This is a genomic window from Actinospica acidithermotolerans (assembly GCF_018139625.1).
GTDB lineage: Bacteria > Actinomycetota > Actinomycetes > Streptomycetales > Catenulisporaceae > Actinospica > Actinospica acidithermotolerans.
Genome location: NZ_JAGSOH010000035.1, coordinates 35,921 through 58,794, shown reverse-complemented (window position 1 = coordinate 58,794; position 22,874 = coordinate 35,921). Strand labels below are relative to the sequence as shown.

Below are 22,874 nucleotides of genomic sequence, written 5' to 3'. Positions count from 1 at the left end.
GGCCCGGACTGCCCGGGCGCGCCGCTGTTCGGGATCGGCGGAGGCGGCGGCAGCGCGGACGACTGCGACTGGTGCGGCGCGGGCGGGGGCGGCGGCAGCGCGGTACCGCTGAGCGGCGCGGGCTGCGGCGGTGGCAGTGCCGAACCGCCCTGAACCTGCGGACCCTGCGGAGGCGGCATCGAAGAACCGCCGTGCGGGACTGGCGGTGGCGGTGGCATCGAAGAACTGCCCTGCACCTGCGGACCCTGCGGCGGCGGCAGCACCGGATTGCCGGGCGGCGGCAGGAAGGGGGCGCCGACCGGGGGCGGCAGCGGGATCGGCGGACCCATCGGCGGCGGCGTGGGAGCACCCGCGCCCTGGCTCTGCTGCGGATCCTGCTGCGGGCCCAGCTGCGGCGGATTCGGCTGCGCGGGCGCGGGAGGCTGCGGGGCCGCGGGAGTCCCGGCGCCCCCCTGGCGGTACCACTCCGGGGTCGTGTAGACCGGGCCGGTCCAGCTGTCTTCCTCCGGCCCGTCGCCGTACCCGTTCTCGCCGCTCACACCGCTTCCATCTCTCTTGTCGCCTTCCCCTGACGCCCTACGGTAACCGGATCGCGGCCGTTCCGGAAAACAGCCGTCTGACTCGCTTCCCGGCCCCCGGCGTCAGCGCGAGCCTGATCAGTCCATCCGGCGGGGCGCGCCGAGCAGACCGGTCTCGTCCCGGGTCGGGGCCGAGAACACGTATTGGCGCCCGTGCCGCGCCGTCCACAGCGCCAGCTCGGGCAGCAGCGACGGCAGCGCGGCGACGTCCTGCGGGCTCAGCCGGAACAGCCGCGCGCCGAGCTCGGCCTCCTGCGGGGACACCTGCTGGATCGCCACGTAGTCCGAGGTGATGAGGTGGCCTGCGTACGCCGGGTCCAGGAACGGAACCAGCGTCAGGGTCGTCATCCACGGCGTCTTCGGCGCCGAGCTGCGCGGCGGCCGGGCACCGGCGTCGCGCAGCAGCAGCACCGGGGACGCGGCGGTGGCGCCCAGGTTGCCCACGCGGCGCACCGGCACGACGGCGATCACCTGCTGCCCGCCGCCCGCGTTCTGCGCCAGCGGAGCCCACAGCTGCGGACGGGCGGTCTCGACGACCACCCGCGCGCCGGTCGCCGTCGCCCGCAGCGCGAGCAGCTGCGCCAGGTACGCGCCGCCGATCAGCGCGATGTCGACCGCCTTCGGCTTGAACATGCCCAGCACCGCGGGACGGCTGCCCTGGTCGGTGCCGATCACCACGCCGTCGTCGCCGACCGGCAGGGCCAGCGCGCCGAACTCCTCGGGCTCCAGGATGTGCTTCTCCAGCTGCGGGCCGCAGGCCGGGATGTGCCGCAGCTCGTTGCCGCGGTCCGGACGGCCGGCGACCACCACGCGCGGCTCCGGCGCGGGACCGCGCGAGGCGGCCCGGCGCGGCGCGTAGGCGGACGGTGCGGAGTTCGACATCTGCTACTCCCCTCCCAGCGGGACGGTGGCGACCAGTCCGGGCAGCTGCTCGCCGTCGAGCCGGGTGAGCCCGGCGCCGGCCTGGCCGGCCCGCGCCTCGAGCTGCTTGCTCGACTCGTTCAGCTGGTTCTCCGAGCCCGCCGCGATCCGCACGAAGCAGCTGAACGCGACCGCGTCCCCGGTGCCCTTGCTCAGGTTCACCGAGACGCTCGTGGCCAGCGCGGGCAGCGAGCCCACCGCGGCGAAGAAGTCAGGGCTGGTGCGCGCCGAGAGCGTCGGCGGCTTGTCCAGCCAGTACGTCGTGTGCCAGCTGCCGTCGCAGCGCCAGTAGCGCTTGGTCTCCTCGGTGCGTCGGTGCGCGGCCGCCGAGGGGTTCTGCGCGACCTGGCTCACCATGCACGCCGTGCCCAGCGCCGTGATCAGCTCGGGCTCGCTCAGGATCGTCGCCTCGAAGCCGGCGCCCTCGATCTGGCTCGCCACCCGCTGAACCGCCGTCAGCAGCGCGCGCTGCGCTCCGATCTGGCCGCCGCCGCGCGCCTCGACCGCGCCCTGGGCCGCCTCCGGGTCGAGCCGTACCGCGGCCCACGTCGTGCGCTGCGCCGGGACGTCGGCGCCGATGCCCTGGTAGGACCGCGCCGAGAGCGACTGCCGCGGCAGGTGCGGGGCCGGCGCCGGACGGGAGTGCGAGATCAGCTGCACGCTCGAGACGGGGACCTGGGTGTCCGAGAGGGCAGCGGCCACCGCGCCGACCGGCAGCGGGTGCGCCGCGCGCGGCTCGCGCAGCGGCTCGCCGCGCGAGTCCAGCTGGATGACCGCGGTGAGGAAGGTGCCGTCGCCGATCACGCCGACCGGCTCGCCGCCCCGGGTCGAGACGGTCGCGGTCCTGAGCGCGGGGAAGGTCTCGCGCAGCGGCGCCAGGGCGGACTCGCCGGTGGCCGGCCGCCGCTGCTCCTGGCGCTCCTTGAAGTCGGAGTGCACCAGCTGCGAGGCGCCGAGCCAGCGTCCGCGGCTGCCGCCGATCGCCCCGATCACGCACAGCAGCGCCACCGGCCCCGTGCCGGCGATCACCACCGGCTTGTGCACCAGGAACGGGGTTGCCGCGAGCGCCGCGGCCGCCTCGAGCAGGATCAGCCGGATCAGCGCGACCGAGCCTATGCGCCCGGGACGCGGATGAAAGCCCGGACTCACCTGAACCCCGTTCGAACCCTGAGCCCCGTTGGAACGGCGAGCCCCCGCCGCCGCGGGCGCGGGTGCCGCCGCGCGCGGTTGAGTGCGTGCTGTCGCCATCTGTGTGCGCCTGCCCCCTCGTGATGAGCGCGAAAAAGCCTTACTCCGCAGCCGTATGGTACGGGCTCACGCGGTGTCGGAGACAGCCCTTCGGCCCCCCGAAGTGCCCGGTTCGCCCGTGCCGCCGTTACTGTACTCTGTTTCGCACGCGTGCTCTCGCCATAGGGGCGCGGGGGCTCGAGGGGAGTATGGGGACAGTGGCGACACGCAAGGACCAACTTGACGCGTTCAATTTCGCGCGGCGGCGGATGGTCGCGAATCTGGTCGTGCCCACCGCGACCGGAAGCGACGAGGGCGCGCCCCGACCGGTCAAGACCTTCGCCTCCTCGATCATCCTCAGCGCGCTCGCCGTGGTCGCCGTGATGGTGCTCGGCGTGTTCAAGCCCTCCGCGCCGAGCGGCTGGCAGAGCGGGCTGGCCGTCGACTCGAGCACCGGCGCCGCGTACGTCACGCAGAACAACCAGCTGCACGCCGTCTACAACATAACGTCGGCGCGGCTGATCCTCGGAAAGAACTTCACGAAGTACGACGTGCCCGACTCGACGCTGAACAGCTCGGGCGTGACCATCGGCTCGCCGGTCGGCATCCTGGGCGCCCCGGAGGACGTGCCGGCCGCCTCGAACATGAACCTGACCCAGTGGTCGTACTGCCAGAACGAGCAGTATGCGAACGGGGCGGCCACCTCCAGCGGGCAGAACTACCTGGAGATCGGCTACGCGCCGGCCGCCGGCAGCACCAACGGCCTGTGGACGAGCAACAGCGGGCAGGCGCTGATCGTGCACAACACCGCCGACGACGTGTACCTGATCGACGGCGACTACAAGTACATGATCGGCAACGACCAGACCGACCACACGTACGTGCAGCAGATCCTCACCGCGATCAACCAGGGCCGCACGCTGATAAACCCGGACACGGTCGGCTACTGGGTCTCCGACGCCTGGCTCAACGTCTACGCCAGCGGCTCCCCGATCACCTTCCCGAAGCTCTCGAACCTCGGCGCCACGGTCCACGCCTCGACCCAGCAGCCGGGCACCAAGGTCGGCGAGTACGGTCAGATCCAGAGCTCCACGACGGCCTACGGAGCGGTGCAGACCGCGAACGGCGTGCTCGAACTGAGCCCCTTCGCCTACTACCTCTACGCGGCGAACTCGCAGGTTTCGAACATCAGCCAGCTGCAGTCGAGCCAGCTGACCCCGGCCGCGATCAACGAGGCGAACAGCAGCGGCCAGCCGACCGCCTCCAGCGTCTTCGAGTCCGGCACCTACGGCAGCAACTGGCCGACGCTCGACCCGAGCCTGAACAACGACATCGGCTCGGCGACGACCGCGAACATCTGCGTGGCCTACGACGGCCAGATCGTGAACGGCGAGGCGCAGCTGACGACGTGGACCAGCGCGACGCTTCCCTACGGCAGCGACGGCGGCTCCTTCGGCGTGACCCAGTCGGGCGGCAACCTCGAGGCCGGCGTGGTGCTGGTCAAGCCGGGCTACGGGCTGATCGCCAAGCAGTCGAGCGGCAGCTCCACCGAGTTCCTGATCGAGGACTCCGGCTTCCGCTACCCGCTCGGCAGCGGCGTGGTCGCCGTGGCCGGGGCGACGCCCAGCGCGAGCGCGACGGGTTCGAGCTCGACCAACACGTCGGTCTCCGCCATCGACCAGCTCGGTTACACGTCGGTGAGCGTGGAGAAGGTGCCGCCGGCGTGGGTCAGCCTGCTGCAGGGCGGCGCGGAGCTCAACCCGGCCGCGGCGGGCGAGTCGCCGCAATCAGGCAGCTGAGAGACGGAAGGACCCACCGCACCATGAGCGCCTTCCGCAGAACCCGCTTCGCCGTCGCGGCCGCCGCGCTGACCTGCGGCAGCGCCCTCGGGCTGCCGGCCGCCGACGCCGCAGGCGGCACCTCCCTCGCCGCGTCGCAGGGCTCGAGCAACTGCACCTCCGCGAACGTGACGACGGCCTCGAACCAGGCCGCGACCCCCTGGGAGATCACGGCGGCGAACGCCGGGCATCTGACGGACGCGGACGGCAATCAGCTCGACGGCGGCGGCGTCAAGGTGGCCGTCATCGACACCGGTATCGCGTCCCAGAGCCAGCTGAGCGTCGCCGGCGGCAAGGTGCTGAGCGGCGAGTCCGGCGGCGACGCCGCCGACACCGACGGCCACGGCACGATGGTCGCCTCCATCATCGGCGCCCAGAAGGCGGCGGGCGTCAACGGCATGCAGGGCATCGCCCCCGGCGTGCAACTGCTCTCGATCCGCGAGGCCGGCTGCAACGCCACCGCGGGCAACACCGAGGACGCGATGGCCGACGCCGTCAACGACGCCGTGAGCGAGGGCGCCGAGGTCATCAACATCTCGCAGGACGGCTACGACGCGGACTCCAAGCTCGCTGCCGCCGTGCAGAACGCGTACGACCAGGGCGTCGTCATCGTCACCTCGGCGGGCAACCAGGGCGACCGCGACACGACCGACAACAACGGCACCGACTACGGCGTGAACCCGCGCACGTACCCCGCCTCGTACCAGCACGTCCTCGCCGTGGGCGCGGTGGACCAGTACGGCACCGTCGCGACGTTCTCCGAGACCGGCTCGCAGAAGAACACGTACTTCGTCGGCGTGACCGCCCCCGGCGTCGCCGTGGGCGGCCTGCTCCCCAACGGCAAGATCGCCACCGACGACGGCACCAGCTTCGCGGCCCCCTACGTCGCGGCCGAGGCGGCGCTCATCATCGAAGAGCACCACTGGACCCGCAGCAGCGACCGCACCTCCGCCCGCGCCTACGACGTCATCAAGATCATCGAGGCCACCGCGGACGGCGACGGCGCCTACAGCGCCTCCGCGGGCTGGGGCGAGGCCGACATCCAGCAGGCTCTGACCACCACGATCAACGGCGGCAGCAACTCCCTCGTCTCCGAAGGCGGCAGCATCAGCGGCCTGACCAAGATGCTCGGCAACGGCCCCAACGCCGACGGTGCCGCCGCCAGCACCACCACCGCCGGCGACCGCACCGTCGTCAAGCCCTACGTCGCCACCGCCGGCAACCGCGAAGCCGACAACCAGGAGCGCTGGGCCTACATCGCCCTGGCCGTAGGCCTCCTCACCGCCATCGTCGCCCTCGCGGGAGCAGCGGTGGCACGGGACGCGGCACGGAGGCGGGGGGCTTCGCAGCTGTAGGGGCGTGGCACGGGCGGTCGGCGGCGTCGGCTTCGGCGGCTTACGACTGACGGCCTGCGGCCTTCGGTTTACGACTAACGACCAGCCCTACCTACGTCACCGGCACAACGCTCGTTCCTCGCCCCTGTGCCGGTTCCTACGTCCGGGCTCCCGGGTGAGCCTGGTCTCCCGGACCAGGGCCGGGATGTTCTCGCCGCCGCGCGGTCGAGGACCGCGGCGCACACCCATCAGGCTGAGATTCACAAAGCGCGAAGCTCTTTAGGGTGATCTCTCGCCGATTGCGGATTTCCGCCGCATTAGTCGGCTTTATGCGACGGCTTGCAGTGCGATTATCCCCAATCGCCGACCCGCCTGCCCGAAAGAAGCGGTGGGCCCGACCGGATGACTCCGGTCGGGCCCACCGCCGATGCAGAGTGCCGACCTAGATCTCCGGCGGAATGAACGCCGTCTGGACCAGCATCGTGCCGTGCCGCCGCGAGACGAGGGTGCCTCGGCCGGCCGGCTGCTGGCTGCCGCGGACGGTGCCGAGGAGCTGGCCCTCCTCGCGGTCCGCGGAGAGCAGCAGGCCGGGCTGGCGGCTCTCGCGCATGCGCTGGATCAGCGGCTCGAACAGGGCGCGGCTGGCGCCGCCGGAGGCGCGGCCCAGGATCAGGTGGAAGCCCAGGTCCCGTGCCATCGGCAGGTACTCCGCGAAGGGCATCAGCGGGTTGCCGCCCTGCGTCGCGACCAGGTCGTAGTCGTCGACGATCACGAAGATCTCCGGGCCGGTCCACCAGGAGCGGTTGCGCAGCTGCTCGGCCGTCACCTCGGGGCCCGGCTGGCGCTTGTCCAGGAAGGGCCGGATCTCGGAGACGGTCGACTGCACGGCACCCGCCGCGGCGCAGTAGCCGAGGGCGTGGCTCTCGGGGCACGCGCCGAGCAGGGAGCGGCGGTAGTCGACCACCAGGATGCGGGCCTGGTTGCCGGTGTAGGCCTCGGTGATGCCCTTGATGATCGTGCGCAGCACCGCGGTCTTGCCGGACTCGCTCTCGCCGAACATGAGGAAGTGCGGGTCCTGGTTGAAGTCCAGGTACACCGGCTCCAGCTTGTTCTCGTCGACGCCGAGCGGGATGGCGAACGCGGGACGGGCCGCCGGCTCTGGCAGGTCCGTGTACGGGACCATGAGCGGCAGCATCCGCAGCTTGGGGGCCGCGGGACCCTGCCAGGCCTCGGCGATGGCCGCGACCATCTTGGCCACGCCGTCCGCGAGATCCGTCGCGTCCTCCACGCCGTCGATGCGCGGCAGCGCTCCGAGGAAGTGCAGCTTGTCCCGGGTCAGGCCGCGGCCCGGGGTGCCGGCCGGCACGTTCTGCGCGACCTTGCGGTCCACGTCGGACTCCATCGGGTCACCGAGCCGCAGCTCGATGCGGGTGTTGATGGCGTCCTTGAGCTGCGGGCGCAGTTCCGCCCAGCGCGCGGCGGTGATGACCACGTGCACGCCGAAGCCGAGGCCGCGCTGCGCGATGTCGAGGATGTCCTGTTCGAGGGCCTCGAACTCGCCGCGCAGCGTCTGCCAGCCGTCCACGATCAGGAACACGTCGCCGAACGGCTCGTTGGGCAGCTCGCCTCGCGCGCGCTTGGCGCGGAAGGTGCCGATGGAGTCGATCTGGTTGGTGCGGAAGGTCTCCTCGCGCTTGTCGAGGATCCCGACGACCTCGCTGACGATCCGCCGGACCACATCCACGTCGAGCCGTCCGCCGAGCCCCGACATGTGCGGCAGGCCCTGCAGGCTCATCAGCGAGCCGCCGCCGAAGTCGAGGCAGAAGAACTGCGTCTCGAGCGGTGTGTGGCCGAGCGCGAGGCCGGAGATCATCGTGCGCACCAGCGTGGACTTGCCGGAGCGCGGACCGCCGACGATGACGGCGTGGCCCGCGGCGCCGGACAGGTCCAGCTGGTAGACCTCGCGCTTCTGCTCGATCGGCTTGTCCGCGATGGCGACCGGCACGGACAGCCGGCCGGAACCGGAGTAGCCCGTCGCGATCAGGCCGCGGTCGGCCGTGGCCTGCAGCCCCGGCAGCAGCGCGTCCAGCGTGGGCGGCTCGACCAGCGGCGGCAGCCACACCTGGTGCGCCGGAAGGCCCTCGCCCTCCATCTGCCGCACCAGCACGTCGAGCACGGTGTCGACGAGCGCGTCGTCGTCCTCCCTGGCGGCGGCGACGGGGGCCGCCGGCTCCTGGATCCGCTCGGGGGCGACGAACGCCGAGGTGAACAGCGTCGGCCGGCGGTGGTCCAGCTTGCGCTCCACGGTGGTCCGGGTCTGCGGCTTGTAGGGCCCCGACACGTACGCGGCCTTGAAGCGCTGGCCCGGTCCGGCGCCCGACTCGGCGCCCACCGTCTTGAGGTAGCCGGAGCCGGGGATCGAGGGCAGATTGAACGCGTCCGGCACGCCGAGCACGACCCGCGACTCGGCCGCGGAGAACGTCTTGAGGCCCAGCCGGTAGGACAGGTAGGTGTCCAGGCCGCGCAGCTTGCCCTCCTCCAGGCGCTGCGAGGCGAGCAGCAGGTGCACGCCGAGCGATCGGCCGATCCGGCCGATCTGGATGAACAGGTCCAGGAAGTCCGGCTTCGCCGTCAGCATCTCGGAGAACTCGTCGAGCACGATCAGCAGGTTCGGCATCGGGGTCAGCTGGGCCCCGGCGGCGCGCGCCTTCTCGTAGTCGTGGATGTTCTTGAAGTTGCCGCCGTCGCGCAGCATCTCCTGGCGCCGGTTCATCTCGCCGACGATGGCGTCGCGCATGCGGTCGACCATCGTCAGGTCGTCGGCCATGTTGGTGATGACGGCCGCGGTGTGCGGCATCGTCGCCATGCCCGCGAAGGTCGCGCCGCCCTTGAAGTCGGAGAGCACGAAGTTCAGGCCCTCGGACGAGTGCGTCACCGCGAGCGCGAGGACCAGGGTGCGCAGCACCTCCGACTTGCCGGAGCCGGTGGCGCCGATGCACAGGCCGTGCGGGCCCATGCCGCCCATCGCGGCTTCCTTGATGTCGAGGATGACCGGCTCGCCGTTCTCGCCGATGCCGATCGGCACCCGCAGCCGGTCCTGCGGGCTCAGCCGCTTCCAGCCCTTGCGGGTGTCGAAGGAGCCGGGGTCGCCGATGCCCATCAGGTCGGTGAAGTCCAGCGCGCTGGTCAGCGGCTCGTCCCCGTCGCCGCCGCTGCCGACGCGCAGCGGCGCCAGCTGCCGGGCGAGCGCCTCGGCTTGCGGAATGGAGAGCCGGTCGCCGACGCCGGAGAACGAGGCGCCCGAGGACGTCTCGACCTTCAGCTTGTCCCCGTCCAGCGACATGTGCACGCCGCCGCGCACCAGGCCGGCGTGGCCCTCGGCGTCGATCTCGATGATGGTCACGCCGTGCACGCCCTCGCCGTGCAGCAGCACCGAGTCGCCGCTCGCGCGCGCCCCGTCGACCAGCACGATCAGGTGCGGCTGGTCCAGCATCGGCGGGGCCTCGCGGGAGAAGCGCGGGCGGTCCATCAGCTCGCTGCCGAGGGCCTCCTCGAGCTCGTTCGCGTCCGAGTAGATCAGCCGCACCGAGCCGGCCGCGTCGTTCTCCTTGGGGTGCTGCGCGTGCGGCAGCCACTTGACCCACTCCCAGTGCTGCCGGCGGTTCTCCGCGGCCAGCACGCAGATCCGCACCTCGTCGGGCGCGTGGAAGGAGGCGAGCTGGGCGAGCAGCGCGCGGGCGTGGCCGCGGGCGTCGTCCGGGGTGCCGTCGCCGGCCGAGCTGACCAGCACGTGCCAGAAGGAGCGCAGCGGCACCGCCATCGGCAGCTTGTCCAGCATGCCCTGCACGGTGATGAACCGGCGCAGCGCGTCCGCGCAGATCGGCTCGAGCTCGTCCACCGGCGCGGTCTCCGGCGCCACCAGCGGCGTCGCAAGGCGCTGCGAACCGGTGCCGAGGCGGATCTGCACGAAGTCCGGGTCGGTCGGGCGCCGCTCCCACAGCCGCTGGCCGCTGGTGACGATCGCCCACAGGTGCGCCGGATCGGGGTGCGACCACATCTGCGCGGTGTACTGCTGCTGCTGGGTCTTGCGCACCTGCTGGCGCATCTGGCTCAGGTAACGGAGGTAATCCCGGCGCGCGTCGGCCGTCTTGCCCTTACCGTTCTTCTTGTTTCCGCCCATCTGCTGGCTCAGCATGCCGAGCGAGCCGATGACGGTCATTCCCCCCATCATCTTCATCATCATGTTGGTTCCGGGCATGAAGAAGAACCCCACGGAACCCAGCATCCCCAGCATCGGAAGCGCCTGCATCACGGCACTGCCGTTCTTCGCCGCCCTGGCCAGTTCCGGCGGCGGCTCCAGGAACACCTCCCCGGTCGGCACTTGCGGCGGGTGCACCCGCGGCGGCCGTTTGACGACGACGGTACTCAAAGCCCTGCCCCTCCCGTTGACCTACTCTTTACCCAGCTAGACATAGCTGTCGCACTCACTGGCAGTCCCCGGGGAGTCTAGTAGACTCTCGCGCGCGTAGACAGCACGGAGACGCTTGCCAGAGGCCGTACACAAGGGCCGCGTCGACCGTGGCAGGGGAAATCGGGAGGGGCATGCAGTGGCTGCCAATGTGATGACAGGGTTCTGCCGCATTACGGTGGTGGCGCCCGACGTACGGGTGGACGTGGCGCTTCCGGAGGACGTGCCGCTGGCGGAATTGCTGCCGGACGTTCTGCGGATGGCGGATCAGTGGCAGAACGAGGGGGCCCATTCCGGATTCGCGCTCGCGCGCCTCGACGGCAATGAACTCGACACCGGCCTCTCGCTCGCCGCGCAGGGCGTGCGCAACGGGGACCTGCTGTATCTGCGTGCTGCGACCGAGACGCTGCCGCCGCCGGTGTACGACGACGTGGTCGACGCGATCGTGCAGTCGGTCGCCGAGGACAACCGGATGTGGGGGAGCGTCCACTTCCGCCGGCTCGGCCTGGCCGGCGGCGCGCTGGTGCTGGCGATCGGCGCCTGGGTGCTGTGGAGCTCGGCCGACCCGCACGGCATGCCCGCCGCGGTGGCCGGCATCCTCGCGGTGCTGCTGACCATCGCGGGCGGCGTCGCGTCGCGCTCCTACAAGGACCACGTCGGCGGCGCGGTGCTCGGCGGCTGCGCGGTGCCCTACGCGTTCCTGGCCGGCCTCGGCGTGCTGCCGATCTCGGCGACGGCGGGCCTCGGCCGCAGCCACTTCATCGTGGCCTGCGCCGCGGTGCTCGTCGTCGCGGTCATCGGCGGCGTGGTCCAGGAGGAGCACGACGAGGTGTACGTCGCGGCCGGGATCGCCGCGACCCTCGGCGCCGTGGCCGCCGCCGTCGGACTCGCCTGCCACGCCGGCCCGGTCAAGCTCGCGGCCGGCGCGGGCACCGTGGCGATCGCCGCGATCGGCTTCATGCCCGGCCTGGCCATGCGGCTCACCCGGTTCCCGATGCCCGCGCTGATCGACGGCGCGCCGCAGATCGGCGCCGGCGGCCAGCAGCGCTCGAGCCGGGCCCAGTTGCCCGCCGGCAACGACGACCCGGTGGACACCGAGGCGATCGGCCGCCGCACCCGCCGCGGCCACGAGCTGCTCACCGGCCTGGTCGCCGCGTGCTCGCTGGTCGGCGCGATCGGCGCGATGGTACTCGCGTTCAGCGCGCCGTACGAGCCCAACGGCGCCTGGGAGCTGTCCATGGCCGGCATCCTCGGCCTGGTGCTGATCTCCCGCGCCCGGCTGCTGCGCCGCACCACCGAGGTCACCGCGCTGATCGGCGGCGGCGTGATCGCCGAGGCCTTCGTGCTGGTCGGCGCCGCCCGGCACGTGTCCACCACCGCGCAGCAGACCTGGTACTTCGCGATCGTGCTGGCCGTCGGCCTGATCCTGCTGCTGGTCGGCTTCGCCCTGCCGGACCGCACCCTCTCGCCGCGCTGGGCCCGCACCGTCGACCTGCTCGACGGGCTGCTGCTCGCCTCGGTCATCCCGGTGCTGCTCGGCGTGCTGGACATCTACAACACGGTCCAGTCGGTCGGGCACTAGCACCGGGCGGCGCGGTCGGTCGGGTGAGGGCCTTCGCGCTGGTAGACTGGGCGCCACACGTGGGGTATCGATCGTCCTGTGATAGAGACCAGGACAGCCCCCGAACGATAGAGGAGTCGCGCGTGTCCCTGGACATCGCCACGAAGAAGCAGATCATGACCGAGTACGCGACGGTCGAGGGTGACACTGGCTCCCCGGAGGTCCAGGTCGCGCTGCTCACCAAGCGCATCAACGACCTGACCGAGCACGTCAAGACGCACAAGCACGACCACCACTCGCGGCGTGGCCTGCTGCAGCTCGTCGGCAAGCGCCGCCGGCTGCTGAAGTACCTCGCCGACAAGGACATCGCGCGTTACCGCTCGCTGATCGAGCGGCTCGGCCTGCGCCGATAACGCGCTTGCAGGACATGGGAGCGGTACCCGGGCGTTCGGGTGCCGCTCCTAGGCGTACTCGGTGCTAGTCGGTCCGGGTGCGTCATGGAGCGAACACACAGTCGCATGGGTTAGCGTGGCTGTGGATAAAACGAAGAGGAAACGAGCGGAACGAACGACCCCGGTGTACCGATCTTCGGTAGTGGCCGTCGGGATCCACGAGCGCGCGGCACCGCCGCGCGGCGGATCCGGCGGCTTCGATCGGAGACCGGTCCTGGGCCGCCGACGAGGCGGGTCACGTCGCGTTCCAGATCACGATAAGGAGTGAACCCATGGAGGGTTCCGAGATCGCGACGACCGAAGCGATCATCGACAACGGGCGCTTCGGCACCCGCAAGGTCACCTTCGAGACGGGCCGGCTGGCCCGTCAGGCCGCCGGCTCGGCCGTGGCCTACCTGGACGACGAGACCATGGTCCTGTCGGCCACCACGTATTCCAAGACTCCGAAGGACCAGCTGGACTTCTTCCCGCTGACCGTCGACGTCGAGGAGCGCATGTACGCGGCCGGGCGCATCCCCGGCTCGTTCTTCCGGCGCGAGGGACGGCCGTCCGAGGACGCGATCCTGACCTGCCGTCTGATCGACCGCCCGCTGCGCCCGTCCTTCGCCAAGGGCCTGCGCAACGAGATCCAGATCGTCTGCACCGTGATGGCGCTGCACCCGCAGCACCTCTACGACGTGATCGCGATCAACGCGGCCTCCGCCTCCACCCAGCTCGCCGGCCTGCCCTTCTCCGGCCCGATCGGCGGCGTGCGCGTCGGCCTGATCGAGGGCCAGTGGGTCGCCTTCCCGACCCACGAGGAGCTGGAGAGCGCCGTCTTCGACATGGTCGTGGCCGGCCGCGTGCTGGCCGACGGCGACGTGGCGATCATGATGGTCGAGGCCGAGGCCACCGCCAAGACGATCACCCTGGTCAAGGACGGCGCCGGCGCGCCGACCGAGGAGATCGTGGCCGAGGGCCTCGAGGCCGCCAAGCCCTTCATCAAGGAGCTGTGCCGGGCGCAGGCCGAGCTGGCCAAGCTGGCCGCCAAGCCCACCGCGGAGTTCCCGCGATACCTGGACTACCAGGAGGACGTGTACGAGGCCGTGGCCGCGTCGGTGTCCTCCGAGCTCGCCGCCGCGATGACCATCGCCGGCAAGCAGGAGCGCGAGACCGAGCAGGACCGGCTCAAGGCCGTCACGGTGGAGAAGCTCGCCGGCCAGTTCGAGGGCCGCGAGAAGGAGATCTCCGGCGCCTACCGCGCGCTCACCAAGAAGCTGGTGCGCGAGCGGATCATCCGCGACCGCGTCCGCATCGACGGCCGCGGCGTGACCGACATCCGCGCCCTGTCGGCCGAGGTCGACGTCGTCCCGCGGGTGCACGGCTCGGCCCTGTTCGAGCGCGGCGAGACCCAGATCCTGGGCATCACCACGCTGAACATGCTCCGGATGGAACAGCAGATCGACACGCTGAACCCGGAGAACCGCAAGCGGTACATGCACAACTACAACTTCCCGCCGTACTCCACCGGTGAGACCGGCCGGGTCGGCTCGCCCAAGCGCCGCGAGATCGGCCACGGCGCGCTGGCCGAGCGGGCGCTGATCCCGGTGCTGCCGACGCGCGAGGAGTTCCCGTACGCGATCCGGCAGGTCTCCGAGGCCCTCGGCTCGAACGGCTCCACCTCGATGGGCTCGGTCTGCGCCTCGACCATGTCCCTGCTGAACGCGGGCGTGCCGCTCAAGGCGCCGGTCGCGGGCATCGCGATGGGCCTGGTCTCCGCGGAGATCGACGGCAAGACCGAGTACGTCGCGCTGACCGACATCCTCGGCGCCGAGGACGCCTTCGGCGACATGGACTTCAAGGTCGCCGGCACCAAGGAGTTCGTCACCGCCCTGCAGCTGGACACCAAGCTCGACGGCATCCCCGCCAACGTGCTGGCCCAGGCGCTCAAGCAGGCCCGCGACGCGCGCTTCCACGTGCTCGACGTGATGCTCGAGGCGATCGACGTGCCGGACGAGATGTCCGAGCTCGCGCCGCGCATCATCACCATCAAGATCCCGGTGGACAAGATCGGTGAGGTCATCGGCCCGAAGGGCAAGATGATCAACCAGATCCAGGAGGACACCGGCGCCGACATCACCATCGAGGACGACGGCACCATCTACATCGGTGCCACGACGGGTGCGGCGGCGGAGCAGGCGCGGGCGACGATCAACCAGATCGCCAACCCGACGATGCCCGAGGTCGGCGAGCGCTTCCTGGGCACGGTCGTCAAGACCACCGCCTTCGGCGCGTTCGTCTCGCTGCTGCCCGGCAAGGACGGCCTGCTGCACATCTCGCAGCTGCGCAAGATCGCCGGCGGCAAGCGCGTGGAGAACGTCGACGACGTGGTCAAGGTCGGCGACAAGATCCAGGTCGAGATCTCCGAGATCGACCAGCGCGGCAAGCTCTCGCTGACCCCCGTGGTCGCCGAGGAGGCCGCAGCCGAGGCGTCGGACGCGGCACCGCAGGCGTAGTACCGCAGCGTCCGCAGTCTCAAGGGAAAGGCCCGAAGTGAGCGACTCCGTCACGACCTCCGCGTCCGCCTACGCGCAGCCGGGTGAACCGGAGCGGGGTGTGCCGGGGACGGAGTTGCTCCTCGAGGGCGCCGACGGGTCCGGCGTGGTGCGCCGGACCCTGCTGCCCGGCGGGATCCGGGTGGTGACCGAGTCGATGCCGCTGGTGCGCTCGGTCTCGCTCGGCGTCTGGGTGGGCGTCGGCTCGCGCGACGAGTCGGTGGAGCTGGCCGGCGCCAGCCACTACCTCGAGCACCTGCTGTTCAAGGGCACGCCGCGGCGCAGCGCGCTGGACATCTCGGCGGCGATCGAGGCCGTGGGCGGCGACATCAACGCCTTCACGACCAAGGAGTACACGTGCTACTACGCACGGGTGCTCGACGCCGACCTGCCGCTGGCCGCGGACGTGCTCACCGACGTCGTCTCCTCGGCGCTGCTGCGCGCCGAGGACGTCGAGTCGGAGCGCGAGGTCATCCTCGAAGAGATCGCGATGACCGAGGACGACCCGGGCGACCTGGTGCACGAGGAGTTCTCGCTCGCGATGTGGGGCGACACCCCGCTCGGCCGGCCCATCGCGGGCTCGGTGGAGTCGGTGCGCGGGCTGACCCGCGATCAGATCGCCGAGCACTACCGCCGGCACTACGTCGGCCCCAACCTGGTCGTCGCGGCGGCCGGCAACCTCGAGCACGAGCAGGTCGTCGAGCTCGTCCGGCAGGGCTTCGAGCGGGCCGCCCGGGACTCCTCGCACATCTCGCTGGACGCCACGCTCGCCGCGCGCACCTCGCGGGCCGAGCAGGACGCCGTCAACCCGACCCCGCTGATCCTGGAGCCCGCCGTCCGGCTGCTGGGCAAGAAGACCGAGCAGGCGCACCTGGTGCTCGGCACCCCGGGCGTGCGGCGGCTCGACGACCGGCGCTGGGCGCTCGGCGTGCTCGCGGCGGTACTCGGCGGCGGGATGTCCTCCCGGCTGTTCCAGGAGGTGCGCGAGAAGCGCGGCCTGGCCTACTCCGTCTACAGCTTCGCGACCCAGTTCACCGACTCCGGCGCGTTCGGCGTCTACGCGGGCTGCCAGCCGAAGAAGCTGCGCGAGGTGCTGAGCCTGTGCCGCGCCGAGATCGAGCGCGCGGCCGCCGAGGGCATCAGCGAGCAGGAGCTGGCGCTGGGCATCGGCCAGCTGCGCGGCGGGACCGTGCTCGGCCTGGAGGACACCGGCTCGCGGATGAGCCGCATCGGCAAGAGCGAGCTGGTCTACGGCCAGCACCTGTCGGTGGACTCCGTACTCGACCGGATCGGCTCGGTCACCCTGGACGAGGTCAAGAACGTGGCGACGGACCTGCTCGCCACCAGCCCGGCGGCGGCCGTCGTCGGTCCGTACAAGAATGTCGAGGACTTCGCGTGAGCGAACTGAAGGTCGCCGTGTTCGGAGCCGCGGGCCGGATGGGCCGGCAGGTGTGCGACGCGGTCGAGGCCGCCGACGGCATGGAGGTCGTCGCGCGGATCGACGTCGGGGACGATCCCAAGGCGGCCGTCGAGGCCGGAGCCCAGGTCGCGGTGGACTTCACCACTCCCGACTCGGCGCTCGGCAACATCGAGTTCTGCGTCGGCAACGGCATCCACGCCGTGGTCGGCACCAGCGGGTTCGGCCCGGACAAGATCGCGCGGGTCGAGCGGGCGCTCGCCGCCTCGGCCGGGGTCGGCGTGCTGATCGCCCCGAACTTCTCGCTCGGCGCCGTGCTGATGATGAAGTTCGCCGCGCAGGCCTCCGCGTACTTCGAGTCGGTCGAGATCATCGAGCTGCACCACCCGAACAAGCTGGACGCGCCCAGCGGCACGGCCCTGCGCACCGCGCAGCTGATCGCCGAGTCGCGCGCGGCGGCGGGTGTCGGCCCGTCCCCGGACGCGACCGCCGAGGACGGCGACCACCACCGCGGCGGCAAGGTCGAGGACGTGACCATCCACTCCGTGCGGCTGCGCGGGCTCATCGCGCACCAGGAGGTGCTGCTCGGCGGTGTCGGCGAGACGCTCACGATCCGGCACGACTCGCTTGACCGGGCCTCCTTCATGCCCGGCGTGGTGCTGGGTGTGCGCGAAGTCGCAGGGCATCCGGGCCTGACCGTCGGTCTTGAGCACTTCCTGAGCCTGTAGCCTGGGCGTGTTCGCGTCACCGAAGTCTGGATCTGATCACCATGCGTGCCCGCACCACCGCGTACCTGCTCGGCGCCGTGCTCGTCTTCTACCTCGTCGGGTGCATCTGGCGCGGCATCCTCGCGCTGCAGACGGCGTTCACCGACCACAGCCTGACGGCGGGCCTGCTCGGCGTCGCCGTCCTGGCCTTCGGCGTGATCGGCGCCTGGTTCCTCTGGCGTGAGATCCAGTTCGGCCTGGCCACCGAGCGGCTGGCCATCGCCCTGGACGACGACGAGTCCCCGGGCGGCGGCCTGCGCTACGACGAGATCGACGCGCTGCCGCGTTCCCCCGGCGGCCGGGTGGACAAGAGCGCGGCGGACGAGCTGTTCGCCAAGCGCAAGGCCGAGACCGAGGCGTCGCCCGAGGACTGGCGCTGCTGGTACCGGCTCGCCGCCGCGTACTACGCCGCCAAGGACTCGTCGCGGGCGCGCGCGGCTATGCGCCATGCGGTCAAGCTGGCAGGTCCGAAGGACGCGAAGGTCTGAATACAGACACCGGTTCAGGTATGTTGGCACACAGCTGACGCACGGTTCACCGGGCATGAAGCGAAACGACGTCTGGCGCGCCGATGGCGCGCCAGACGTCTGTCTTTGCCCCGTTTCGCGGCTCAGACCTCGATGATGACCGGCAGGATCATCGGGCGGCGGCGGAAGGAGTCGTTGACCCACTTGCCGACCACCCTGCGGATGATCTGCTGCAGCTGGTAGGCGTCGCCGACCCCCTCGGCGGCCGCGTCGGCCAGCGCCTCCTCGATCTTCGGCACGACGGCGGTGAGCTGCTCGTCGTCGATGCCGGCGCCGCGGGACTGGACCTGCAGGGTGCCGGTGACCTTGCCGGTGTCCGCGTCGACGACCGCGAAGACGGAGATGAAGCCCTCGTCGCCGAGGATTCGGCGGTCCTTGAGCGAGGCCTCGGTGATGTCGCCGACCGAGGCGCCGTCCACGTACACGTAGCCGCACGGGACCTTGCCCGCGATCCTGGCGACGCCGTCGGCCAGGTCCACCGCGACGCCGTCCTCGGCCAGCACGGTCCGCTCGCGCGGAACCCCCGTGAGCACGGCCAGGTCGGCGTTCGCGCGCAGGTGGCGCCACTCGCCGTGCACCGGCATGACGTTCCTCGGCTTGGCGAGGTTGTAGAAGTACAGCAGCTCGCCGGCCGAGGCGTGGCCGGAGACGTGCACCTTGGCGTTGCCCTTGTGCACCACGTTGGCGCCCCAGCGGCTGAGCCCGTTGATGACCCGGTAGACGGCCGACTCGTTGCCCGGGATCAGCGACGAGGCCAGCACGACCGTGTCGTTCTCCACGATCCGGATCTGGTGGTCGCGGCTGGCCATCCGGGAGAGCGCGGCCATCGGCTCGCCCTGCGAACCGGTGCACACCAGCACGACCTGCTCCGGCGGCAGCTCCTCGATCACCTTGGCGTCGATCACCAGGCCGTCCGGCACCTTGAGGTAGCCCAGGTCGCGGGCCACGCCCATGTTGCGGACCATCGAGCGGCCGATGAAGGCCACCTTCCGCTTGTACTTGACCGCGCAGTCCAGGACCTGCTGGATGCGGTGCACGTGGCTGGCGAAGGAGGCGACGATCAGCCGCCGCTCGGCGCTCGCGAAGGCGCGCTCGAGGGCGGGCATGATCTCCCGCTCGCTCGCCACGAAGCCGGGCACCTCGGCGTTGGTGGAGTCCACCAGCACCAGGTCGAGGCCGGCCTCGCCGAGCTTGGAGACGCCCGCGAGGTCGGTGAGCCGGCCGTCCAGCGGCAGCTGGTCCATCTTGAAGTCGCCGGTGTGCAGCACGGTGCCGGCGCCGGTCTTGATCACCACGGCCAGCGCGTCCGGGATCGAGTGGTTCACGGCCAGGAAGGAGCAGTCGAAGGGGCCGATCCGCTCGGTCTGCCCCTCCTTGACCTCCAGCGTGTACGGCCGGATCCGGTGCTCGGCGAGCTTGGCCTCGATCAGCGCGAGGGTCAGCTGCGAGCCGATCAGCGGGATGTCGGCGCGCTCCTTGAGCAGGTAGGGCACAGCGCCGATGTGGTCCTCGTGGCCGTGCGTGAGCACCACGGCGACGACGTCGTCGTAGCGGTCCCTGATCGAGGTGAAGTCGGGCAGGATCAGGTCGACGCCGGGCTGCTCGGGCTCGGGGAAGAGCACCCCGCAGTCCACGATCAGCAGCTTGCCGCCGTATTCGAAGACGGTCATGTTGCGGCCGATCTCGCCGAGCCCGCCGAGCGGGGTGACGCGCAGCGCGCCTTCGGCCAGCGGCGGCGGGGTCCCCAGCTCGGGGTGCGGATGGCTCATCTGGCGGCTCCTTGTGTTGCGGGTTGTTGGTGTGGGTTGGTTGCCGTATGTCCGGAGTCCGGTCGTGCGACGGGGTGCGGCGGGGCCGCGGGTCCCGCGGCGTATCGCCGTCCTTATTCGGTTGTTCTTCGGTTGTCCGGCGCGAGGGCCGTAAGCGTGTGCGTGCGGCGGGGGGCGGCGGGTCAGATGGCGATGCCGGCGGCGGCGAGGTCCGCGCGCAGCGTGGCCAGCCCGGCCTCGTCCAGGTCGATCTGCGGCAGCCGCACCGGGCCGCCCGGCCGGCCGAGGGCGCGCAGGGCCGCCTTGACAGTGATTACCCCCTGGGTGCGGAAAACACCCGTGAACACCGGGAGCAGCATCCGGTGGATGTCCCTGGCCTTCGCGACGTCGCCGGCGAAAAAGGCCTCGTACATCGCGTTCAACTCGGGTCCGACCAGGTGGGAGACCACGGAGACGGTGCCGACGGCGCCGACCGCGGCGAACGGCAGGTTCAGCGCGTCGTCGCCGCAGTAGTAGGCCAGGTCGGTCTCCGCCATCACCCGGCTGGACGCGGCGAGGTCGCCCTTCGCGTCCTTCACCGCGGTGATCCGCGGGTGCTCGGCGAGCCGCAGCAGCGTCTCGGTGGCGATCGGCGTGGCCGTGCGGCCCGGGATGTCGTAGAGCATCACCGGCAGTTCGGTGGCGTCGGCCACGGCGGTGAAGTGCCGGTAGACGCCCTCCTGCGGCGGCTTGTTGTAGTACGGCGTGACGGCGAGGATCGCGTGCGCACCGGCCTCGGCCACCGCCCTCGCCTCCTCGAGCACGTGCGCGGTGTTGTTGCCGCCGATGCCGCCGATCACCCGCGCCCGATCGCCGACCGCCTCGATCACGGCCTTGAGCACCGCGGTCTTCTCCGCGGCCGAGGTCGTCGGGGACTCGCCGGTGGTGCCGTTGACGACCAGGGCGGAACTGCCGGACTCCACCAGCTGCCGGGCCAGCTCGCGCGCACCGTCCAGGTCCAGCGCGCCATCGGCGCTGAACGGGGTGACCATCGCGGTGACGACGCGGCCGAAGGGCACGGAGCTGGAATAAGTGGAGGCCATGGGATAAAGCTACCGGACCGGCGCGGGCACGCGACACCGATCCGCAGTCTGCGAGCGTCCGGTGGTTCGAAGTCTCCGAGCGTCTGACGGTCCGCAGTGGATGTTCCCCGTATTGGGCAGACGCCCGCCGCGCCGAGTTCAGGTGGTCTCGGTGTCACGACGCGGCGGGGTCGGTGGCGGTGATTGGGCAGACGCCCGCCGCGCCGAGTTCAGGTGGTCTCGGTGTCACGACGCGGCGGGGTCGGTGCCGGTGATGGGCAGACGCCCGCCGCGCCGAGTTCGGGGGGTCACGACGCGGCGGGGTCCTGCCGTCATTACCGATCGGCGCGGCGTGCGGTCACGGCCGCCGCGCGGGGTTCATCCGATCGCGTGGATGTCGGACAATCGGCTGATCGCGCCACCGCGCGTTACGGTGCGACGCGTCCGTTGCGGTTCCAGGCGGCGTGGGTGAGGGGCATCGCGGCGGCGAAGTGCTCCTCCATCCGCTCGGCGACCATCTCGATCTCGCGCTGCGGGAACGACGGGAAGGTCGAGTCCTCCCGCTTGGTGCGCAGCGAGAGGAAGTTCATCAGCGCCCTGGCGTTGCAGGTGGCGTACATCGTGGAGTAGATCGACACCGGCAGCACGCCGCGCGCCACCTCGCGCGCCACCCCGGCCTCCAGCATCTCCAGGTAGCCGCGGTACGCCTCGCCGCAGACCCGCCGCGTCGTCTGCTCCACCAGTGCGTGCTGCTCCGGGCTGCCGTCCACGAACACGTAGCGGCCCGGCTTGCCCTCCTGCACCAGCTTGCGCCCGGCGCCCGGCACGTAGAAGACCGGCTCGAGCCGGCGGTAGCGGCCGGACTCCTCGTTGTAGCTGAACGTGCGGTGCCGCATGAACTCGCGGAAGACGAAGATCGGCGCGGAGACGTAGAAGGTGAACTGGTTGTGCTCGAAGGGGGAGCCGTGCCGGTCCCGCATCAGGTAGTTGATCAGTCCGGCGGAGCGCTCGGCGTCCGCGCCGACCTCCTCGAGGGACTTCTCGCCGGCGGTCGAGACGCGGGCGGCGAACAGCACGTCGGCGTCGCTCGCGCTGGACTTGACCAGCTCCACGGTCACGTCCGAGCGGAACCGGATCTCCGAGGCCTCCGCGGCCCCGCGCTGCGCGGCCTCGGCCGTCCCGTCGCTCGTCATCAGCATCCGCTTCTCCTCGGTCATGGTCACCTTGACGGTCATGAGACTAATACGCCGCACCGACAGCAGTCGGTGCGGCGTACGTGCGGCCTGGGTTTACGGCGCGTCAGCTGGTGCTGGTTCCGGTCAGCGTCGCCGCGTCGAGGCTCGAGGTCGTCAGGTCGGCCGAGCTCATCAGCGAGAGCACGTTGGTCAGGTTCGCCGCGACGATACCCGTCGGGTAGTTGCCGATGGAGGTGGTGGCGGCGACCTCGCCGGAGACCTTGGCGGCCGTCAGCGCGGCCTCCACGTCGACCCGGCTGCTGCCGAGCGCCTGCGCCTGGGCCAGGGCGGACTGGAACGCGGCGATCGTGTTCGGGTCCTTCTGGGCCGTGGTGCGCAGCGCGAAGTAGCCGGAGATCGGCATGTTCTCGGCGTTGCCGGAGTCGAGGTTGGCGATCTCGACGACCTTGCCGGTCTCGATCGCCTCGGTCAGGAACGGCTCCTCCAGCACCGCGGCGCCCGCCGAGCCGGAGACCACGGCGTTGATCTCCGTGGTCGCGGTGGACGGGCCGTCGGAGTTGGTGCCGGCCGAGTTGACCTTCTGCGCGGTCACATTGAGCGGGGTCTGCTCGGAGATCGCCCAGTTGGCCAGCGCCAGGTACTCGGGGCTGGCCAGGTCGGGCACGTCCACCGTGACGCCGCCGTTGGCGATCTGCGAGGAGACGCCGTTGGTGCCGCTGAGCGAGGTGCTCTTGAGCGAGGAGCTCGTCGAGGCGACGAGGCCGATGGTGTTCTCGCCGGCGTCGTAGCCCTCGCCCACCACCTGCAGGCTGGTCGCGCCGCTGGAGGAGAGGAACTCCGAGTAGTCGCCGAAGGCGATGTCGATCTGGCCCTTCTGCAGGGCGGCCTCCGCGGCGGCGTCCGTCGAGTAGTCCGTGACGTTCAGGCTCAGGCCGCTCTGGTCGAAGAGCTTCTGGCTGACGCCGAGCTCGAAGGTCGCGGCACCGATGCCGGTGACGACGCCCACGTTGAGGTTCGGCTTCTCCACGGAACCGCTGCCGGAGCTGCACGCGCCGGCAAGCCCGCCCACCAGGGCGAGCGCGCCGCTGTAGGCGCCGAGCCTGCGGCGCCAGGAGCGCTGCCGCGCAGGTCGGCCGGTGGACCGCGGCGCTCGGGTCTGGGACATGCGGGGCCTCTCGGGTTCTGACACGGGTCGGTCGGTCTGGCGGCGCAATGCTAATCCAC

General features: G+C 71.2%; 15 protein-coding genes and 1 pseudogene. 8 read left to right on the top strand and 8 right to left on the bottom strand.

What is annotated here, in order from left to right; all coding sequences use genetic code 11:
- The 3 genes and pseudogenes from KDK95_RS14315 to eccE form a co-directional block, all read right to left on the bottom strand.
- Window positions 1-539 (bottom strand): annotated as a pseudogene (locus KDK95_RS14315) (hypothetical protein); the annotation flags it as partial.
- A gap of 117 nt (window positions 540-656) precedes the next feature.
- A complete protein-coding gene (locus KDK95_RS14310) occupies window positions 657-1,460 on the bottom strand; it encodes a hypothetical protein (RefSeq protein WP_212518627.1) in 804 nt (267 codons plus the stop codon).
- A 3-nt stretch (window positions 1,461-1,463) separates the two neighbouring features.
- A complete protein-coding gene (eccE, locus tag KDK95_RS14305; protein ID WP_212518626.1) occupies window positions 1,464-2,648 on the bottom strand; it encodes a type VII secretion protein EccE in 1,185 nt (394 codons plus the stop codon).
- Between the two features lie 296 nt (window positions 2,649-2,944).
- Here eccE and KDK95_RS14300 point away from each other — a divergent pair, with 296 nt between their 5' ends.
- A complete protein-coding gene (locus KDK95_RS14300) occupies window positions 2,945-4,525 on the top strand; it encodes a type VII secretion protein EccB (protein WP_212518625.1) in 1,581 nt (526 codons plus the stop codon).
- 23 nt (window positions 4,526-4,548) lie between these two features.
- Window positions 4,549-5,919 carry a S8 family serine peptidase gene (locus KDK95_RS14295; RefSeq protein WP_212518624.1) on the top strand — a complete coding sequence of 457 codons (1,371 nt, stop codon included), beginning with the start codon at window positions 4,549-4,551 and terminating at the stop codon, window positions 5,917-5,919.
- A gap of 421 nt (window positions 5,920-6,340) precedes the next feature.
- Here KDK95_RS14295 and eccCa read toward each other — a convergent pair whose 3' ends face one another.
- Window positions 6,341-10,327, bottom strand: a complete 3,987-nt coding sequence (eccCa, locus tag KDK95_RS14290; protein WP_249161224.1) for a type VII secretion protein EccCa — start codon at window positions 10,325-10,327, stop codon at window positions 6,341-6,343.
- Window positions 10,328-10,520: 193 nt separating this feature from the next.
- On the opposite strand from eccCa, the gene eccD reads away from it, so the two are divergent.
- From eccD to KDK95_RS14260, 6 genes are all read left to right on the top strand, one after another.
- On the top strand, window positions 10,521-11,948 hold the full coding sequence (gene eccD, locus KDK95_RS14285; protein ID WP_249161241.1) for a type VII secretion integral membrane protein EccD: 1,428 nt from the start codon (window positions 10,521-10,523) through the stop codon (window positions 11,946-11,948).
- 122 nt (window positions 11,949-12,070) lie between these two features.
- Window positions 12,071-12,340, top strand: coding sequence for a 30S ribosomal protein S15 (gene rpsO / locus KDK95_RS14280; RefSeq protein WP_307844357.1), 270 nt, complete (start codon window positions 12,071-12,073; stop codon window positions 12,338-12,340).
- Window positions 12,341-12,651: 311 nt separating this feature from the next.
- Window positions 12,652-14,874 carry a polyribonucleotide nucleotidyltransferase gene (locus KDK95_RS14275; protein WP_212518622.1) on the top strand — a complete coding sequence of 741 codons (2,223 nt, stop codon included), beginning with the start codon at window positions 12,652-12,654 and terminating at the stop codon, window positions 14,872-14,874.
- 37 nt (window positions 14,875-14,911) lie between these two features.
- Window positions 14,912-16,312: a M16 family metallopeptidase gene (locus tag KDK95_RS14270; protein WP_307844356.1), complete on the top strand. Its 1,401-nt coding sequence runs from the start codon at window positions 14,912-14,914 to the stop codon at window positions 16,310-16,312.
- Window positions 16,309-17,058 (top strand): 4-hydroxy-tetrahydrodipicolinate reductase, encoded by a 750-nt coding sequence (gene dapB, locus KDK95_RS14265; RefSeq protein ID WP_307844355.1) that lies wholly within the window; start codon window positions 16,309-16,311, stop codon window positions 17,056-17,058. Before KDK95_RS14270 ends, dapB begins: the two co-directional genes overlap by 4 nt.
- Before the next feature lie 41 nt (window positions 17,059-17,099).
- The gene (locus KDK95_RS14260) at window positions 17,100-17,585 is read left to right on the top strand and encodes a hypothetical protein (protein ID WP_212518621.1); all 486 of its coding nucleotides are present in this window, start codon (window positions 17,100-17,102) and stop codon (window positions 17,583-17,585) included.
- A 122-nt stretch (window positions 17,586-17,707) separates the two neighbouring features.
- On the opposite strand, the gene KDK95_RS14255 is transcribed toward KDK95_RS14260, so the two are convergent.
- The 4 genes from KDK95_RS14255 to KDK95_RS14240 form a co-directional block, all read right to left on the bottom strand.
- Entirely contained in the window at window positions 17,708-19,393 is a 1,686-nt protein-coding gene (locus KDK95_RS14255) for a ribonuclease J (protein ID WP_212518620.1), read from the bottom strand.
- A gap of 182 nt (window positions 19,394-19,575) precedes the next feature.
- Entirely contained in the window at window positions 19,576-20,475 is a 900-nt protein-coding gene (gene dapA, locus KDK95_RS14250) for a 4-hydroxy-tetrahydrodipicolinate synthase (RefSeq protein WP_212518619.1), read from the bottom strand.
- 407 nt (window positions 20,476-20,882) lie between these two features.
- The gene (gene thyX, locus KDK95_RS14245) at window positions 20,883-21,647 is read right to left on the bottom strand and encodes an FAD-dependent thymidylate synthase (protein WP_372463323.1); all 765 of its coding nucleotides are present in this window, start codon (window positions 21,645-21,647) and stop codon (window positions 20,883-20,885) included.
- Between the two features lie 106 nt (window positions 21,648-21,753).
- Window positions 21,754-22,815 carry an ABC transporter substrate-binding protein gene (locus KDK95_RS14240; RefSeq protein ID WP_212518618.1) on the bottom strand — a complete coding sequence of 354 codons (1,062 nt, stop codon included), beginning with the start codon at window positions 22,813-22,815 and terminating at the stop codon, window positions 21,754-21,756.
- Window positions 22,816-22,874 lie beyond the last annotated feature (59 nt).

What these genes read in the sequence shown, in the direction of transcription:
- KDK95_RS14310 (WP_212518627.1), bottom strand. Translation starts at nt 1,460, where the DNA reads ATGTCGAACTCCGCACCGTCCGCCTACGCGCCGCGCCGGGCCGCCTCG.
- KDK95_RS14295 (WP_212518624.1), top strand. Translation starts at nt 4,549, where the DNA reads ATGAGCGCCTTCCGCAGAACCCGCTTCGCCGTCGCGGCCGCCGCGCTG.
- eccD (WP_249161241.1), top strand. Translation starts at nt 10,521, where the DNA reads ATGACAGGGTTCTGCCGCATTACGGTGGTGGCGCCCGACGTACGGGTG.
- KDK95_RS14275 (WP_212518622.1), top strand. Translation starts at nt 12,652, where the DNA reads ATGGAGGGTTCCGAGATCGCGACGACCGAAGCGATCATCGACAACGGG.
- KDK95_RS14260 (WP_212518621.1), top strand. Translation starts at nt 17,100, where the DNA reads ATGCGTGCCCGCACCACCGCGTACCTGCTCGGCGCCGTGCTCGTCTTC.
- KDK95_RS14255 (WP_212518620.1), bottom strand. Translation starts at nt 19,393, where the DNA reads ATGAGCCATCCGCACCCCGAGCTGGGGACCCCGCCGCCGCTGGCCGAA.
- dapA (WP_212518619.1), bottom strand. Translation starts at nt 20,475, where the DNA reads ATGGCCTCCACTTATTCCAGCTCCGTGCCCTTCGGCCGCGTCGTCACC.
- thyX (WP_372463323.1), bottom strand. Translation starts at nt 21,647, where the DNA reads ATGACGAGCGACGGGACGGCCGAGGCCGCGCAGCGCGGGGCCGCGGAG.
- KDK95_RS14240 (WP_212518618.1), bottom strand. Translation starts at nt 22,815, where the DNA reads ATGTCCCAGACCCGAGCGCCGCGGTCCACCGGCCGACCTGCGCGGCAG.